Origin of the sequence: Spirulina major PCC 6313 (genome assembly GCF_001890765.1) — a bacterium.
Classification (GTDB): Bacteria; Cyanobacteriota; Cyanobacteriia; order Cyanobacteriales; family Spirulinaceae; genus Spirulina; species Spirulina major.
Genome location: NZ_KV878783.1, coordinates 4,527,312 through 4,543,306, shown reverse-complemented (window position 1 = coordinate 4,543,306; position 15,995 = coordinate 4,527,312). Strand labels below are relative to the sequence as shown.

Below are 15,995 nucleotides of genomic sequence, written 5' to 3'. Positions count from 1 at the left end.
CCAGGGTAGAAAAAGAGAGGTAGATTGAGAGATGTAAAGAGTGAGTATAAAGAACAGGTGTACTTATGGGAGCAAGGATGAGAGTATTTCTAAGCCCAGAGGAAGAAAGAACCCTGTGGGAGCTAAGGAAAGCAACCACAGTAATACAGAGAGTCAAAGACCGTGCAGAAGCTCTGAGACTCAGCCATCAAGGATGGTACGTCGAAAAGATAGCCCAACACTTGCACTGGAATGTAGGGACAGTGAGGAAAACGTTCAAACGTTGGCAGGAAAAGGGCTTAGGCGGACTCTGGGATGCACCAGGAAGAGGAAAAAAGAGCACCTGGACAGAAGCCGACATGGTGTACCTAGAAACCTGTTTGCGTGAAGAAAAGCGAACCTATAACAGCGTACAGTTAGCCAAGAAACTCAAACGATACAGAGGCATTAGCTTGAGCCCAGACCATCTGCGTCAGGTGCTCAAAAAAAGGGGGTGATATGGAAGCGGACACGTCAGAGTCACCGAGAGCGCCAAGACCCAGCAACGCGGGCGATTAAGCAAGCAGACTTAGAGATGCTCGAACTCTCTGCGGCAGCAGGGGAGATTGACTTGCTCTACGGCGACGAATCCGGCAGTTGTTTATGGAGTGCCGCCAGTTACAGCTATTACTTCCGAGGTGAGCAAAAACGACAGGAGCAGACTCGCAAGCGAGGCAAGAGGCTCAGCATCATCGGTTTGTGGCAGCCATTGGTCACCTTCATCTACTCTCTGGTTTTAGGCAGCTTTAAGAGCGATGACTTCATCGCCTTGATGAACCAGCAAGCCCAGAGTGCCGCTGACATCCTCTCGAAAACCGGACGGATAAGGGTCATTGTGCTGGACAACGGCTCCATTCATACCAGCAAGCTTGTTCAAGCCCAGATTGCTACTTGGCAAGCTCAGGGGCTTTATCTTTTCTTCCTGCCCCCCTACTGTTCAGAGATGAATCCTATTGAGTTGGAGTGGCAGCATCTCAAGCGAGATGAGTTGGTTGGTCAGATGTTTGAGTCAGAGAAGGAGTTGGCTTGTGAGGTCATTTTTGGACTTGATGCTCGGGCACAACAAAACGCTCACTCCACTGAATATGTCAATCTGCGACAACCTCAATATTCTGTTACATAGTTCACTCTTTCTTGCCTGAGCTACTTATTCCTGAATAAGCATTATTTTTTAAACTAGGTAGAATATTTAAACATGAGCCTTTGTGTAAATTGATTTTCCCGTTTTGTGTATTTTCTTTTGAGAGTGAAAATAAATCAATTGCATCCTTTTTGTAACTCATATCTTCTATTATTTCATTTAGTTTTTTTATGATACTTTCATCAAATGAATAAATCTTCCCTTTATCAAACTTACTTTTACCAGATCTGTGTTCCGATCTATAATCCCAGCGAAGATATTGACCATCTTTTCTTGTGTAGCTTATTGATTCAAGAATACATAAAAGTGCAAAAAATAATATTTCTTTTGTTTCAGGTTCTTCGCTTTCTAAATCATTGAGGTACCTTCTGATTTTTTGATGTGTAATCTGAGAATATGCACCGTCAGTTATGCGAAGTACCTCAAAATTTTTGGCTTTGCCTTGGTGATTCCAAGGCATTTCACGTAGCCATTTTTTTAATACAACGATGATTTTTTGCGTTTTATCACTTCTAGTGAGTATGTTTGCTGTTATAATCTTTTGTCCTACAGGTAAAAGTTCAATGCCTTCTGTGGAATAACCCATGGCTGAAACAGCAAATAAAGATGTACCTGCGCCAGCAAAAGGATCAAGTATTTTACCATTAGGCACGCTGTATTTACGAAAAAGATATTCTACTAAGTCTGCGGAAAAAGCCTCCTTGTATTTGTACCATCTGTAATATGCACGAACTTTATTACCTTGAAAGCTTACAAGTTTTCTAGTCAAAGCATTATCTGTGACAAAAGAATTTAAAAAGTGTTTTATTAAAGATTTATTTTGTTCACTTATCTCTTTTAGAAAGATTTCAGTTTTTGAAGCCTGAAAACTAATAAGATTTTTATTTTTTTGAAATTGCATATCAAATTATATTTTTTGTACAGTACTACTTTTTGCGCATAAATTACACTTTAATTGATTTATGCGTAAAGTATTAAGGGTTCTGATTATTTTGGGCTTAGCCCACTGTTTAATATTTGCGTTCTTTGGGTTCAAAGCGGTTGATTACCACGGGCATATAGGCGAGATCAACACCGGCGGCGGAGTGGTAGGCGAGGGTGTGGTTGAGGAAGGTTTGATCGTTACGGGTGGGGAAGTCTTCGCGGGAGTGAGCACCTCGGCTTTCGGTGCGGTGGAGGGCGGAGGTGAGGATCACTTCGCCGACAACCATCAGGTGCTGGAGTTCGATCGCTTCGATCAATTCCGTATTCCAGGCGAGGGTACGATCGCTCAATTGAATTCGCCCGTATTCTGCCTTTAACGCTTGGACTTTCTCTAAGCCCGCTTCCATGATCTCGGCGGTGCGGAATACGCCACAATGTTCGCTCATGCAGTCTTGGAACCGTTGGCGCAAATCCCCTAAACGGAGGTCACCGTCTTGTTCAAGGAGTTGGCGCATTCGGGTTTGGGCGCGATCGCAATAGGTCTGTGCGTCAAAGGTGGGGAGTTTGCGGGTTTGGACGTATGCCGCGATCGCCGCCCCTGTGCGTCGCCCATAGACCACACATTCTAAAAGGGAATTACTCCCTAAGCGATTCGCCCCATGCACCGACACACAGGCCGCTTCTCCCGCTGCAAAAAAGCCCTCGACGAGATGATCGGCACTGCGGCGCACCTGGCCCGATGTATTCACCGGAATGCCGCCCATGGAATAGTGAGCCGTGGGGCGCACGGGCATCGGTTGCTCTACCGCATCGATCCCTAGCAGGCGGTGGGCTTCTTCCCAACAGAAGGGAACACGGCTCATGATTTTCTCTTTCCCCATGTGGCGCAAATCCAGATGGACAAAGGGCCCGCCCGCGCTGCCGTCGGGATGAATGCCCCGCCCGGCGCGGATTTCGAGGGTGATCGCCCGTGAGGTGATGTCGCGGGGGGCGAGTTCCATTTGGTTGGGGGCATAGTTGGCCATGAAGCGATCGCCCTCACTATTGCGCAGATAGGCCCCTTCACCGCGCACCGCCTCGGAAATCAACACCCCCACGGGATACAAGCCCGTCGGGTGAAACTGGACAAACTCCATATCCTCCAAGGGCAGCCCCACCCGCGCACACATCGCCAAGCCGTCCCCCGTGGAGGCGTAGTCATTGGAGGTGGTGTTAAACACCCGGCCATAGCCCCCCGTGGCGAACATCACCGCCTTGGCCCGCACCGCTTCGAGATGGCTATTGAGAATGTTGTACATCACGATCCCCTTGGCTTCGTTGTCTTCAAGGATCAAGTCCATCACATACCATTCGTCGTACACCTTGACCTGTTGCGATCGCAAATTACTCACCAACTCATGCAAAATCGCGTGGCCCGTCTTATCCGCTGCATAACAGGTGCGTTGATGGGAATGGCCCCCAAAGGCCCGCTGGGCAATATGGCCATCGGGCAGGCGCGAAAACAGCACCCCCATATGTTCGAGGTCAATAATCACATCGGGGGCTTCACGGGTGAGCAGTTCCACCGCATCTTGATCAGCGAGATAGTCCGAACCCTTCACTGTGTCGAAGGCGTGGGCTTCCCAACTATCTTCGGGGTCAACATTTTTCAGGGTGGCGGCGATCCCCCCTTGGGCGGCGACGGAGTGGGAGCGGATCGGGTGAGTTTTCGCCACTAACCCCACATCCAGCTTGGGATCACGGCGTTTAATTTCCAAGGCGGCGCGACATCCGGCAAGGCCACCGCCAACAATGATGACATCGTGTTCAAGCATGGTGTGATTCAGCAGGGTATGAGGGTTCACACTCTATCTTGATGGACGAATCTCGTGACCCGTTCAGAATTGCAGTAATTCTTTAGGAACGGCTTTCCTGCTATTGATGCGGCCCCTCTGCCCCGGCCCCTCGCTCGCAGGAGAGGGGAGCCGAACGCCCTCGCCCTGTGGGAGAGGGATTAAAGTGAGGTGAGGGATTGTCTCACTTAAGGAGATCGCGCCATGTCGAAGCTGTTGGTCACGCAATATCAACGTCAGTTAGCTGAGTTAAAGCGTTACGGGGGGTCGAGTAATGAGTCATCGATTCGGGGCGCGTTTCAGACCTTGTTGGGGGAATATTGTAAAACGCGGAATTTTCTTTTGATTCCGGAGTTGGAATATCGCAATTTGCGGATTCGGCCTGATGGGACGGTGAAGGATGCGTTGCGGTTGGATTGGGGGTATTGGGAAAGTAAGGATGAACAGGACGATCTCGATGAGGAGATCGCGAAAAAGTTCGCGAAGGGCTACCCCCAGGACAACATCATTTTTGAGGATTCCCAAACGGCGGTTTTAATCCAGGCGCGGCGGGAGCAGTTGCGGGTGTCGATGCAGGATGCGGCGGCGCTGGATCGGCTGTTGCAGGAGTTTATTAATTATGTGCGGCCGGAGGTGAAGGGGTTTCGGGAGGCGTTGGAGCAGTTTAAGACGGATGTGCCAACCATTGCGGAGGAGTTACGATCGCGCATTGCCCAAGCGTCGCAGGATAACCCGGCGTTTCAAACGAAGCGGGCGGGGTTTTTAACGCTTTGTCAGCAGTCGATTAATCCGGAGGTGTCGGCGGCGGATGTGACGGAGATGATGATTCAGCACATTTTATCTGAGGATATTTTTACGAATATTTTCAATGAGGCGCAGTTTCACCGTGAAAACAATATTGCGCGATCGCTCTCTGAGGTGATTGATACGTTTTTTTCGCGTTCGGTGCGGCGGGATACGCTGAAGAGTATCGAACCCTATTATGCGGTGATTAAGCGGGAATCGGTGAATATTCCCAATCATCACGAGAAACAAAAGTTTCTCAAGGTAATCTATGAAAATTTCTACAAGGCGTACAATCCGAAGGCGGCGGATCGGTTGGGGATTGTCTACACGCCGAATGAGATTGTGAAGTTCATGATCGAGAGTACGGATTTTTTGTTAGATCGACATTTTGGGATGTTGTTGGAGGATGAGGGGGTGAATATTCTCGATCCGGCGACGGGGACGGGGACGTTTATTACGGAGTTGATCGAGTATTTAAATCCCCATCGATTGCAGTATAAATATCTCCATGAGATTCATTGTAATGAGGTGGCGATTTTGCCTTATTACATTGCGAATCTCAATATTGAGTTTACCTATCAGCAAAAGATGGGGGAATATCAGGAGTTTAGTAATATTTGTCTGGTGGATACGTTGGATCATACGGCGTACCATTACAAGCAGATGGATTTGTTTGCGATGACGTTGGAGAATACCAAACGGATCAATCGCCAAAACGATCGCGAAATTTCAGTGATTATTGGCAATCCACCTTACAATGCTTGGCAAGCAAATTTTAATGAAGATAACGCAAATCGTCCTTACAAATCGATTGATCAGCGGATGAAAGCGACCTATGTAAAAGAGGGAAAGGCTCAAAATAAAATCTCACTCTATGATATGTATGTGCGGTTTTATCGCTGGGCATCGGATCGGCTGCAAAACGGTATTATCTGCTTTATTACAAACTCTTCTTTTTTAGATTCTCGTGCGTTTGATGGATTTCGGAAATGTGTCCAAGAAGAATTTTCCTATGCGTATTTTATCGATCTTGGTGGCAATGTTCGAGAAATATCAGGACGTGATGGGATTTTTATCGGGGAACAGCATACAATTTTCGGCATTAGTGCAATGACTGGAATCGTGATCGGATTTTTGATTAAAACGCCATCACAGGAGAAATGTAAGATTTCGTACTGTCATCCATTTGATGTTCATGAGTTGAGAGATAAAAAACTTGATTTTTTAAGATCCGTAAAAATACAAGATGTAAATTTTGACCATGTGCGGCCGGATAAAAAGAATAATTGGATTAATTTGACGGATAATGATTTTGATGAGTTGTTACCGTTGATTGATAAGGAAGTGAAGGCGGGGCGATCGGATCAGGCGGTTTTTCAGTTGTTTTCGCGAGGGGTTGAAACTGGACGAGATGAATGGGTTTTTGATTTATCTCAGAAAGCTCTAACAGAAAAAATAAGATTTTTTTGTGAATGTTACATGAAACAAATGCAAAAAAAAGAGAAGGATCTCGATTCTAAAATAAAATGGGACAGAGAACTAAAAAAAGATCTTGAAAATAAAATTCCCAAAAAAATTGAAAAGTCAAAAATCAGAAAGTCTGTTTATAGACCATATTCTAAAAAATTCATCTATTTTGATAAGAATCTCAATAGAATGCCAGGGCTGATAAACCAATTTTTTCCGAGTTCAGATATTTACAATTTATCTATTTTTTGCACTGATTCAGGCACACAATCGCCCTTTATGGTGACTTGCACTAACTGTATTCCCGATGTTCATTTAGTTGGCACAGCCGCGCAATGTCTCCCACTCTATCGCTACGACAAAGACGGAAACCGTCACGATAATATTACCGATTGGGGACTAGAACAAATCCAAACCCATTACACCGATACCACCCTTCAAAAAATCGATATCTTTCATTACACCTACGCCATCCTGCATCATCCCCACTACCGCCAAAAATACGAACAAAACCTCAAACGCGACTTTCCCCGCTTGCCCCTCTATGATGACTTTTGGCAGTGGGCAACCTGGGGCAAACAATTGATGGAATTGCACCTCAATTACGAAACCATCGACCCCTACCCCCTCCAACAGATCGACATCCCCCTCAAACCCGGCCAACTCAATAAACCCAAACTCAAACCCGACAAAACAAAAGGCGCGATCGCCCTCGATGCCGAAACCACAATCCAGGGCATTCCTGCGATCGCATGGGAGTATAAATTAGGGAATCGGAGCGCGATCGAATGGGTCTTAGACCAACATAAAGAAAAGAAACCCAAAGACCCCACCATCCGTGACCAATTCAACACCTACAAATTCGCCGACTACAAAGAAACCGTCATTAATTTAATCCGGCGCGTCTGTACCGTTTCCGTCCAAACCCAGGACATCATCAACCAAATGCCCAACAGATCGTAAATTGAACAGTCGGATATACTAGGATCATCTATCTTAGGTTGCCGGAAAATCTTAAACAGATGACAAACCGTGAGCAATTGATCCAAGAACTTGAACAAGCCCCCGATGATTTAGTGCAAGTGATGCTCGATTTTTTGCATCGGGTGAAAGCAACACGCCAAACCCACCCCCTCGCAAAATTTTCAGGTATTTTAAGCAATTCCGAAGCCGCAGAACTCCAACACACAATCAAAGCAGACTGTCGGCAGTTGTAGGGTGGGCATTGCCAGCCCTACGTCATCTTCATATTGCACAAATTAAAACGTGTCTTGGCAATGGTGCGTTACGGCGGAATGAACACTAATTGATGAGATTTGACATGAATCACCGCCTAACGCACCCTAACGGACTTTAGCGTAGCGTAGTCGGGGGAAGCTTACAGCTACACAAAGGAATGAGCTATAATCGACCTTACAGCCGAGAGATCCGTCCTTTTCAGGATCGTGAAAGCATGGTCTTTCCTTGGCTGTCTTTCTGTGGACGTTTTCAATGTACTTACTTTATGTCGATGAGTCGGGCTCAGTTCATGACCCTAATCAACATTTCTTTGTGTTAGCCGGATTTTGTACATTTGAAAGACAAGGTTACTGGATTGCACAAGAGTTAGATAAAATTGCAGCTCGCTTCGACCCGGCCGATCCTGCTTCGATGGAACTACATGGAAACCCGATGTTGAAGGGAAAGGGGCGATGGCGAGGGCATCCAAAAGAAGAGCGAGAGCGTGCGATGGAAGATGCGTTACAGGTGTTGACGGCTTCCCACCCTTCTAATCGAGCTTTTGCCAGCGTTGTTCTCAAGTCTTCGGTTTCTCCTCAAGATCCCGTAGAAGTTGCATTCGAGCAAATCGCAAGTCGCTTTGATCGATACTTAATCCGACTTCATAAAAAGGGTGATACTCAACGCGGCATCATAATTTTTGATAAATCAACTTATGAGACAACCATACAAACTCTAGCGACAGATTTTAGAACTGTTGGTTATACCTGGGGGGTTATTCGCAACTTTTCGGAAGTTCCTCTTTTTCTCGACTCAAAAGCATCTCGATTGATTCAACTTGCTGATTTAATCGCCTATGCCACATTCAAGAAGTACGAGCAAAATGATGAGCGTTACTTCTCAATTATCAAACCACGATTTGATGCAGAAGGTGGCATCGTACACGGTATTCACGTAAGAGATTTATAGTGTTAGCACAATGGTGCGTTACGGCGGAATGAACACTAATTGATGAGATTTGACATGAATCACCGCCTAACGCACCCTACCGGACGGTGAATTGAGGGGCGATCGCATCAATGGGAATCAAGAGCCGGGTATACTAGAGTGACCGATCTTGAGGGATTGAGCCTCGGCGCGATCGCAATGCGTCTTCGCATCAATCAGGGCTGAAACCCTGTTTTTTCGTTGTTCCTGTCCCCATAACGTTACTGACAGTGCGATCGCTCCCCCGTCATTGCGTTTTCCATCCCCCCACTCGCCAAAACCTATGAGTTCAGCCGCACACTTGATCCAACTCGCCGAAGACCAACTCACGGAATACAGCACCGAAGCCCGCAAAATCGAAAAATTGCGCCGCAAATTTGGCTTCGTCGTTCCCTATCCCCAACAGCAGGCCATCCGGGATCAAATCGCCGCCGAAATTCCCACCCATTTCCTCGCCCAAATCGTCGAAACGAATCGCCAAGTGTTAGCCCTGCCCTGTTGGGGAATTGGCGGTTTGGGATTATTATTTGGCATTTCAGCCCAGCAACCCCTAGATTTTCTCGCCACGGGGATCGGCTTTTTTCTGGCCATTAAAATCCAACGCTGGGGTTGGTCGTTACAGGCGAAACGCTTAGTGCTCAAAACCCTCGATGAAATCAAAGCGAGCGTCGAATCAATTCAAGCCGGAACCGCAGACTAGTGGACTGTCTAGCTTAAAAAGGTGAGTTGTTATCCAGAGAGATGAGGGTCGTCGAACCCCGGAGCACCAGACTTCGACTTCGCTCAGTCTTCAAGTTACTTGCCATCTGAGGCTAGACAGTCCATTAGAGGCACGTCGAGGATAAGAATTAGGTTGACTGTCGGGTGCTATTAGCGAAGCATAATGCACCATCCCATGGAGCGTTGAACATTTAAAACGATCCAAATACTAAGTATTGACACGGCACTAGGAGCGCGATCGCACCGGAAGGATTCAGACTCTCTTCATAATTGATGTGCCATCATTGGTAAACGGATGGTGACGGTTCGCTTTGATCTCAACCGTATCCAGCCCACCCTATCCAGTGCGTTCATCCCGATCCGGTGCATTATTTCCTGAGGATTCTGCTTTTTGTTTGCAGGACATTAAGGAAAAGCGATCCAGGGTAATTATTTTGCAAGATCAATCAAGATCAATTAAAACGTCATTTAATTCATTCCTATGTCTGAAAAAAATATTAATTCAATATCATCCATAGTTGCGATGAAAATTCCGTTACGATCAATTTTGATCGTGCCCTTTCTGTTGCAAATTACTGTGGCTGTGGGCTTAACCGGCTGGCTCTCACTCCGCAATGGCCAAAAAGCAGTGAACGATCTAGTTCAACAACTGCAACTTGAGGTTGAAAATCGCATTACTCAACACCTGAATAATTATTTAGAAAAACCTGTCGAGTTAAATACCTTTAATGCTGAATCGTTACGAATTAATGTCTTAAACACAACAGATATCAGCGGTTTAGAACGTCGCTTTTGGCAACAAATTCGGGTCTATACCGATGTGCAATATATTTATTTTGCCAGTGCCCAAGGGGGGTACATTGGGGCGGGGCGAGAATCAGAACCCGCAGCGGTGACGATTGAGGGCACGCCGAATTTTGTGCCGGGGGATTTTCAAAGTTGGCTGACGAATGATCAGGGGCAACGCACGGAGTTGTTGTATTCCGAACCCGATTATGATCCCCGCCGTCGGGATTGGTACAAGGATGCGATCGCTGCCGGAGCACCCAGTTGGAGTGATATCTATATTTTTATCGATAACCAGATTGGCATTTCCGCCACCCACCCGATTTTTGATGGGTCGGGAAATCCTCAGGGCGTGCTGGCGGTGGACTACCTCCTCACGGGCATAGGTCAGTTTCTCAAATCTGTGCCCGGTTCCCCCCATGGCACAACGTTTATCATGGAGCGATCGGGGCTATTGGTGGCATCATCCACCACCGAAAAGCCCTATATTCCAGGGGATGACCCCGATGGGGAGGTGGAGCGGCTTTCGGCCCGTCAAAGTCAATACCCCGCGATTCAGTCAACAGTGGCTGCATTCACCCAACAGGTTGCCGATTTTAGTGAACTAACCGAGCCGGTCCAATTTCGCTACACCCTAGAGGGTGAGCGGCAGTTTGTCCGGGTTATTCCGTTAGAGTTCCAGGGTTTAGATTGGCTGATTGTGGTGGTGATGCCAGAGTCGGATTTTATGGCGCAAATCAATGCCAATACGCGCACAACCATTGTGCTCTGTGGGGTGGCATTAGCGATCGCAACCTGGCTCGGTATTTACACCTCGCGTTGGATTAGTCAGCCCATTCTCAAGCTCAATCGCGCCGCCCAAAACATCGCCACGGGCAAAATATCGCAACAGTTAGACACGTCTAAGATTAATGAAATTGCCCAATTGTCTGACTCCTTTAACCGGATGGTGCAACAATTAGAGGAATCCTTTGCGGCCTTGGCAAAAACCAACGAACAACTCGAAACACGAGTGACCGAACGCACCGCTGAACTGCGCCAAGCATTGCATGATTTACAAAAGGCTCAAACTCGCATGGTTCAAGCCGAAAAAATGTCGAGTTTGGGGATATTAGTCGCTGGGTTAGCCCATGAGATCAATAATCCAATTAATTTTATTTATGGCAATTTAACCTATGCCAATGAGTATGTATCCATATTCATCAAAATTCTTGAAGTCTATCAGCGAGAATATCCCAACCCTTCGATCGCACTCCAAGAACAACTTGAAGAACTCGATGTAGACTACATCAAAGCAGATTTTGTGAAATTACTTGCCTCGATGAAAGTGGGAAGTGAGCGAATTCGAGAAATTGTCCAATCATTACGCACCTTTTCGCGATTGGATGAGGCGGATATTAAAGAAGTGGATCTTCATGCGGGGATTGATAGTACCTTGATGATTCTGCAACATCGCCTCAAGGCTAAAAGCGATCGCCCCGCGATTCAGTTGATAAAAGAGTATGGCGAATTACCCTTAGTGGAATGCTATTCGGGTCAGTTGAATCAGGTCTTTATGAATATTTTGGCCAATGCGATCGATGGTTTTGATGAAATGAGTCTGACTCGTTCTGTGGATGGGATCAAGGCGCACCCCGATCAGATTACGATTCGCACCAGGGTTTTAGAAACCCAGTGGGTAGAGGTGGCGATCGCAGACAACGGCCCAGGCATGGATGCAGCCGCCCAAAACCGTTTGTTTGATCCCTTTTTCACCACTAAAGCCATTGGCAAAGGCACGGGGCTAGGACTATCAATTAGTTATCAAATTGTGACGGAAAAACATCAGGGTAAACTCCTCTGCCACTCTACGTTAGGACAAGGCAGCACGTTCATCATCCAGATTCCCCTGCGCCAGTCATCCGCTATTACGAGCGTGATGCGTAAAGCCCCCTGAATTTTATTCGGGGGATATAAGCGAATAACCGAATTGATTCGGTGGTGATACAATAAAAGCGTTCGCTAGCGCGAAGTAAAATTCCGGGGTGAGCACCTTATGGGCAGGGCGTTGTCCATTGGGCTAGGCAAGATAAGACGGGCTACGCCTGCAATTGCTGTCTGAACCCAGAATCCCCCGTCATTTATGCGGGGGAGTACGTCAATTATTGATCAGGCTTTGGATGACAGCTTCTAAGCCCTGGACGACGCGGGCAAAGCGATCGTAGTTGAGTTTGTCGGGGGTGTCGTCGAGGGTGTGGTAGTGGGGATAGCGGAAGGGGGCGGTGTCGGTGACCATCAGGGCGGGATAGCCCTGTTGCCAGAATGACCAATGATCTGACCAGCCTGCGCCAGCGACGGCATTGGGCAGGATGGCCGCTTCCGAGGGAAATTGAGCCACGGTGCGGAATGCGCCCACCACCTGCCGCACGAGGGCAGCGGAGGCGAAGTTACCGACGAAACTAATGAAGTTGCCTTGGATGGGATAGATGCGATCGAGGAGGCCGAGGGGGTAGGTTTGGCTGCCGGGGGTGTCGTCGTAGTAGCCGAGGGTTTCGAGGCTGACCATGGCGACGATCTTTTCTTGGCGGGCTTTGCAGCGTTTGGCATAGACGAGGCTGCCCATGTCATCGGTCCAGAAAAAGGGGGGTTCTTCGTTGGCAAAGGCGATGAGGCGGAGGGTACGATCGCTCCCTTGATTGGCCAGGCGACGGGCGATCGCGAGCACCGCCGCCACCCCTGACCCGTTATCATTCGCCCCCGGCACACCCACCACGGAATCATAATGGGCCCCCACCACCACAATTTCATCGGGTTTCGTCTGGCCGGGAATTTCGAGAATCAGGTTTTGAAAGGTTTGATCTGCGACCTTGTATTCTTGCACTTCCACGGGATAGCCGGTTTGGGCGAGGGTGGTTTCGAGGTATTGCGCGACCCGGACTAATTCGGGATAGGCGACATAATTGTGCGGCCGAGATGCGATCGCCTCCACCTCCGTGCGCAACTCCACCGCCAACGCCTCCACCGCTGGGGTCAACGGTGGCAACTCGCCGCGATAACTCTGGCCCGGTATCCAAATCATCGCCCGATACCCTCCTAAACCCAATAGGATCAACAGTCCACCCAAAATCATCAAGCGCCGGATTGTGCCGCGATCGGCCCATTTGATCGGGACACGGAGCCGGTTGAATCGCAACGTGTTTAAGCCTGATGACTTTCGATCGCCCACCGCGCTAACTCCGTGCGATTATTCAAGCTGGTTTTATTCAGCATATTAGACACATGGCTTTCAATCGTGCGCTGACTGACGTTGAGATGCACCGAAATTTCTCGATTTGACATCCCTTGGGCCACCATTTGTACCACTTCGAGTTCCTTCGGAGTCAGATTCACATCATGGGGCACATGGATCGTCGGCGGCGCGTCCGTGCCTTTGTAATGTTGGCTCAACCGATCCGCTTGCTTGAGGGACGATTCCACTTGAGCCACCAATTCTTCCGGCTCGAAGGGCTTCACCATATACACATCCGCCCCTTGGCTTAATCCTTTCACCCGGTCTTGGCTCTGGCCCTTAGCAGACAGGAACAGGAACGGAATCCAGTTGGTTTTTGGATTACTCCGCACCTTTTCAACGAGGGTGTAGCCGTCCATTTCCGGCATCATAATGTCGCAAATGATCATGTCTGGATCGGCCGCTTCAAGAATCTCTAGGGCAATCCGACCATTCTCAGCGGTGATGACTTCATAGCCTCGAAATTCGAGATAGTCTTTCACCAAAAGAATCAGGTTTGGGTCATCATCAACCAGTAAAAGTTTTGTTTTAGCCAATCGTTTTGGTTCCTTCATGATTCTGACCCTCTGTCAATGTTGTGATTGTGTTGCGAAGATGATGTGAAATTAACCCTGAATGGTGATGAATGGATATCGGTTCATCTCTGCGTCAAACCATTAATCACTGAAATTCTGAAGAATACTCTTGAAGATCACTGGTCAATGGGGATTGAGAGCAGTGGACAAATTTTTGAGAACAGACAAGGGGCTTAAGCCCCTTGTTTCAGAGTTTCTGAATATCCTAACTGCCTTGGCTAGTGCGCTATATCTATCACCTTTCTTCATTATCGCGTAGACCTGTTAATTGTTGATGAGGCAATTATACCGGGATCATACGGAGGGTGAGGGCGGTGGATCGGGGAGGGGATGTTGAGCGATCGCATACTCTGCCACCACTTCCCCCTTGAGCACATGGCGTTGAATAATCTCCTCAATCACCTCCGGCATGGCGTTGCGATACCACACCCCATCGGGATAGACGAGTAAAATCGGCCCCTGGGTACAGACTCGTAAGCAGTCGGCTTTGGTGCGGAAAATGCAGTCCGGGCGAAGTTCGGTGGGGCGATCGAGGCCAAGCTCCTGAAGCCGCTTTTTTAAATAATTCCAGGCGGTGAGGCTATCCTCTTTGGGGCAACATTTCGGCTTTGTTGGGTCAGTACAGAGGAATAGATGGCGCTGAATCTGCGGAATGCCAAGGGATTCGATAATGGGGGTGAGGTCGGCGGCTTGAGGCGAGTTCATGGTAATCGACAAGGAGTGAACAGCAGGAACGCTTAACGCGCTGGGTTAAGCGTTCCTGGGGGACATTAGGCTTCAAGATGGGCGAGGGTTTGCTGGAGACGGGTGCGATCGCGCCCCTGCTGATGGAGCAACACCCAAGATTGCATCAAGTCCGGGCCTTGCAATGCCCCGGTTAACGCCGCCCGCATCGACTTCATCACCAACCCTTTTTTGACGTTGGCCGTTTTGGTCACGGTGTTCACTAAGGCCTTGGCACGGTCGAGGCTGAACTCTTCCTCACTGTTGAGGGCATCAAGAACGGCGGTGATGATTTCTTTCACGCCCGCTTGTTGAAGGTGGGCGGTGGCTTTTTCATCAAAACTGAGGCTGTCCCCAAAGAGGAGTTGCGCTTCAGCGACGGCATCGGGTAAGCGGGTCAAGCTGGGAGCCACGAGGGCGGTGAGTTGTTCGAGCCAGTCCCGATCTTGGGGGTCAATGGCGTAGCCCGCCTGTTGCCAGTGGGGGATGAGCAGATCCGTGAGTTCAGGGATGGGCATACTGTGGAGGTATTGGCTGTTGATCCAATCGAGTTTGTCCCAGTCGAATTTGGCCCCGGCCTTGTTGACGCGATCGAGGTCAAATTGGGCGGCAGCTTCGTCTAGGGTAAACAGTTCCTGGGTTGAATCCGGGGGAGTCCAGCCGAGGAGACACATATAGTTAGCGATCGCCGCTGCCGTAAAACCCAAATCCCGAAAATCATCAATGGACGTAACCCCGTCCCGTTTCGAGAGCTTGCGCCCTTCGGTGTTGAGAATCAGCGGCGTATGGGCAAACGTCGGCACTGTCCCGCTGAGGGCTTCGTAAAGCAAGATTTGCTTGGCGGTGTTGGCGATGTGGTCTTCACCGCGAATCACATTGCTGATCTGCATCTCCAGATCATCCACCACCACCGCCAAGTTATAGAGGGGTTGCCCAAAGGGTTCATCCCCCGCCGGAGTCCGGGCAATCACCATATCGCCGCCCAGGTCGCGCCCCTGCCACACCATTTTGCCCCGCACCTGATCCTCCCAAATGATTTGGCGATCGTCGTCAATTTTGAAGCGGATCACCGGCTTGCGCCCAGCGGCGACAAATTCAGCTTCTTGGTCGGGGGTGAGGGTGCGGTGGCGGTTGTCGTAGCGGGGGGCTTGGCTTTGGGCTTTTTGGCGATCGCGCAACGCATTCAACTCCTCCGGCGTGCAATAGCAACGATAGGCGAGGCCCTTGTCCAGCAGGGTTTGCACCGCTTGGCGATAGTGATCGAGGCGATCGGATTGGTGGATCGGGCCTTCGTCCCACTGCAACCCCAGCCATTGCAAACCGCTGAGAATATTTTCGGTGTATTCAGGGCGCGATCGCTCCGTATCCGTATCTTCAATCCGGAGAATAAACGTCCCCCCCTGGCGACGGGCATACAGCCAGTTAAACACAGCCGTTCGAGCCGTTCCGATGTGGAGATTCCCGGTCGGGCTTGGTGCAATTCGTACTCGTACAGTCACAGATTTCGTCCTCAGCCATCCAAATTCCACCCTCTACCGTAACAAAAAAGG

The 15,995-nt window shown here is 48.9% G+C and carries 11 protein-coding genes and 1 pseudogene; 6 read left to right on the top strand and 6 right to left on the bottom strand.

What is annotated here, in order from left to right; all coding sequences use genetic code 11:
* Positions 1 to 65: 65 nt before the first annotated feature.
* A pseudogene (locus SPI6313_RS22540) lies at positions 66 to 1,141 on the top strand (IS630 family transposase).
* Between the two features lies 1 nt (position 1,142).
* On the opposite strand, the gene SPI6313_RS20135 reads toward SPI6313_RS22540, so the two are convergent.
* Together SPI6313_RS20135 and SPI6313_RS20130 are read right to left on the bottom strand one after the other, a co-directional pair.
* Entirely contained in the window at positions 1,143 to 2,060 is a 918-nt protein-coding gene (locus tag SPI6313_RS20135; RefSeq protein WP_072622601.1) for a DNA methyltransferase, read from the bottom strand.
* 109 nt (positions 2,061 to 2,169) lie between these two features.
* Positions 2,170 to 3,897, bottom strand: a complete 1,728-nt coding sequence (locus SPI6313_RS20130; RefSeq protein WP_072622600.1) for a succinate dehydrogenase/fumarate reductase flavoprotein subunit — start codon at positions 3,895 to 3,897, stop codon at positions 2,170 to 2,172.
* Between the two features lie 222 nt (positions 3,898 to 4,119).
* On the opposite strand from SPI6313_RS20130, the gene SPI6313_RS20125 reads away from it, so the two are divergent.
* From SPI6313_RS20125 to SPI6313_RS20105, 5 genes are all read left to right on the top strand, one after another.
* Positions 4,120 to 7,131: a type ISP restriction/modification enzyme gene (locus SPI6313_RS20125; RefSeq protein ID WP_072622599.1), complete on the top strand. Its 3,012-nt coding sequence runs from the start codon at positions 4,120 to 4,122 to the stop codon at positions 7,129 to 7,131.
* 59 nt (positions 7,132 to 7,190) lie between these two features.
* Positions 7,191 to 7,385 carry a hypothetical protein gene (locus SPI6313_RS20120; RefSeq protein WP_072622598.1) on the top strand — a complete coding sequence of 65 codons (195 nt, stop codon included), beginning with the start codon at positions 7,191 to 7,193 and terminating at the stop codon, positions 7,383 to 7,385.
* Positions 7,386 to 7,659: 274 nt separating this feature from the next.
* Entirely contained in the window at positions 7,660 to 8,355 is a 696-nt protein-coding gene (locus SPI6313_RS20115; protein WP_072623252.1) for a DUF3800 domain-containing protein, read from the top strand.
* A 301-nt stretch (positions 8,356 to 8,656) separates the two neighbouring features.
* A complete protein-coding gene (locus tag SPI6313_RS20110) occupies positions 8,657 to 9,073 on the top strand; it encodes a hypothetical protein (protein ID WP_072622597.1) in 417 nt (138 codons plus the stop codon).
* Positions 9,074 to 9,616: 543 nt separating this feature from the next.
* Positions 9,617 to 11,815, top strand: coding sequence for an ATP-binding protein (locus SPI6313_RS20105; RefSeq protein ID WP_175551195.1), 2,199 nt, complete (start codon positions 9,617 to 9,619; stop codon positions 11,813 to 11,815).
* A 201-nt stretch (positions 11,816 to 12,016) separates the two neighbouring features.
* On the opposite strand, the gene SPI6313_RS20100 is transcribed toward SPI6313_RS20105, so the two are convergent.
* The 4 genes from SPI6313_RS20100 to gltX form a co-directional block, all read right to left on the bottom strand.
* The gene (locus SPI6313_RS20100) at positions 12,017 to 12,988 is read right to left on the bottom strand and encodes a M28 family peptidase (RefSeq protein WP_072623251.1); all 972 of its coding nucleotides are present in this window, start codon (positions 12,986 to 12,988) and stop codon (positions 12,017 to 12,019) included.
* A gap of 68 nt (positions 12,989 to 13,056) precedes the next feature.
* Positions 13,057 to 13,701, bottom strand: coding sequence for a response regulator (locus tag SPI6313_RS20095; protein ID WP_072622595.1), 645 nt, complete (start codon positions 13,699 to 13,701; stop codon positions 13,057 to 13,059).
* Positions 13,702 to 14,016: 315 nt separating this feature from the next.
* Complete coding sequence (locus SPI6313_RS20090) at positions 14,017 to 14,427, bottom strand: (2Fe-2S) ferredoxin domain-containing protein (RefSeq protein ID WP_072622594.1); 411 nt, start codon at positions 14,425 to 14,427, stop codon at positions 14,017 to 14,019.
* A gap of 65 nt (positions 14,428 to 14,492) precedes the next feature.
* Positions 14,493 to 15,944 (bottom strand): glutamate--tRNA ligase, encoded by a 1,452-nt coding sequence (gene gltX, locus SPI6313_RS20085; protein ID WP_072622593.1) that lies wholly within the window; start codon positions 15,942 to 15,944, stop codon positions 14,493 to 14,495.
* Positions 15,945 to 15,995 lie beyond the last annotated feature (51 nt).

Excerpts from the sequence above, each read along its gene's own strand:
- SPI6313_RS20110 (WP_072622597.1), top strand. The coding sequence starts at position 8,657 with ATGAGTTCAGCCGCACACTTGATCCAACTCGCCGAAGACCAACTCACG.
- SPI6313_RS20100 (WP_072623251.1), bottom strand. The coding sequence starts at position 12,988 with ATGATTTTGGGTGGACTGTTGATCCTATTGGGTTTAGGAGGGTATCGG.
- SPI6313_RS20125 (WP_072622599.1), top strand. The coding sequence starts at position 4,120 with ATGTCGAAGCTGTTGGTCACGCAATATCAACGTCAGTTAGCTGAGTTA.
- SPI6313_RS20115 (WP_072623252.1), top strand. The coding sequence starts at position 7,660 with ATGTACTTACTTTATGTCGATGAGTCGGGCTCAGTTCATGACCCTAAT.
- SPI6313_RS20130 (WP_072622600.1), bottom strand. The coding sequence starts at position 3,897 with ATGCTTGAACACGATGTCATCATTGTTGGCGGTGGCCTTGCCGGATGT.
- SPI6313_RS20105 (WP_175551195.1), top strand. The coding sequence starts at position 9,617 with ATGAAAATTCCGTTACGATCAATTTTGATCGTGCCCTTTCTGTTGCAA.
- SPI6313_RS20095 (WP_072622595.1), bottom strand. The coding sequence starts at position 13,701 with ATGAAGGAACCAAAACGATTGGCTAAAACAAAACTTTTACTGGTTGAT.
- SPI6313_RS20135 (WP_072622601.1), bottom strand. The coding sequence starts at position 2,060 with ATGCAATTTCAAAAAAATAAAAATCTTATTAGTTTTCAGGCTTCAAAA.
- SPI6313_RS20120 (WP_072622598.1), top strand. The coding sequence starts at position 7,191 with ATGACAAACCGTGAGCAATTGATCCAAGAACTTGAACAAGCCCCCGAT.
- SPI6313_RS20090 (WP_072622594.1), bottom strand. The coding sequence starts at position 14,427 with ATGAACTCGCCTCAAGCCGCCGACCTCACCCCCATTATCGAATCCCTT.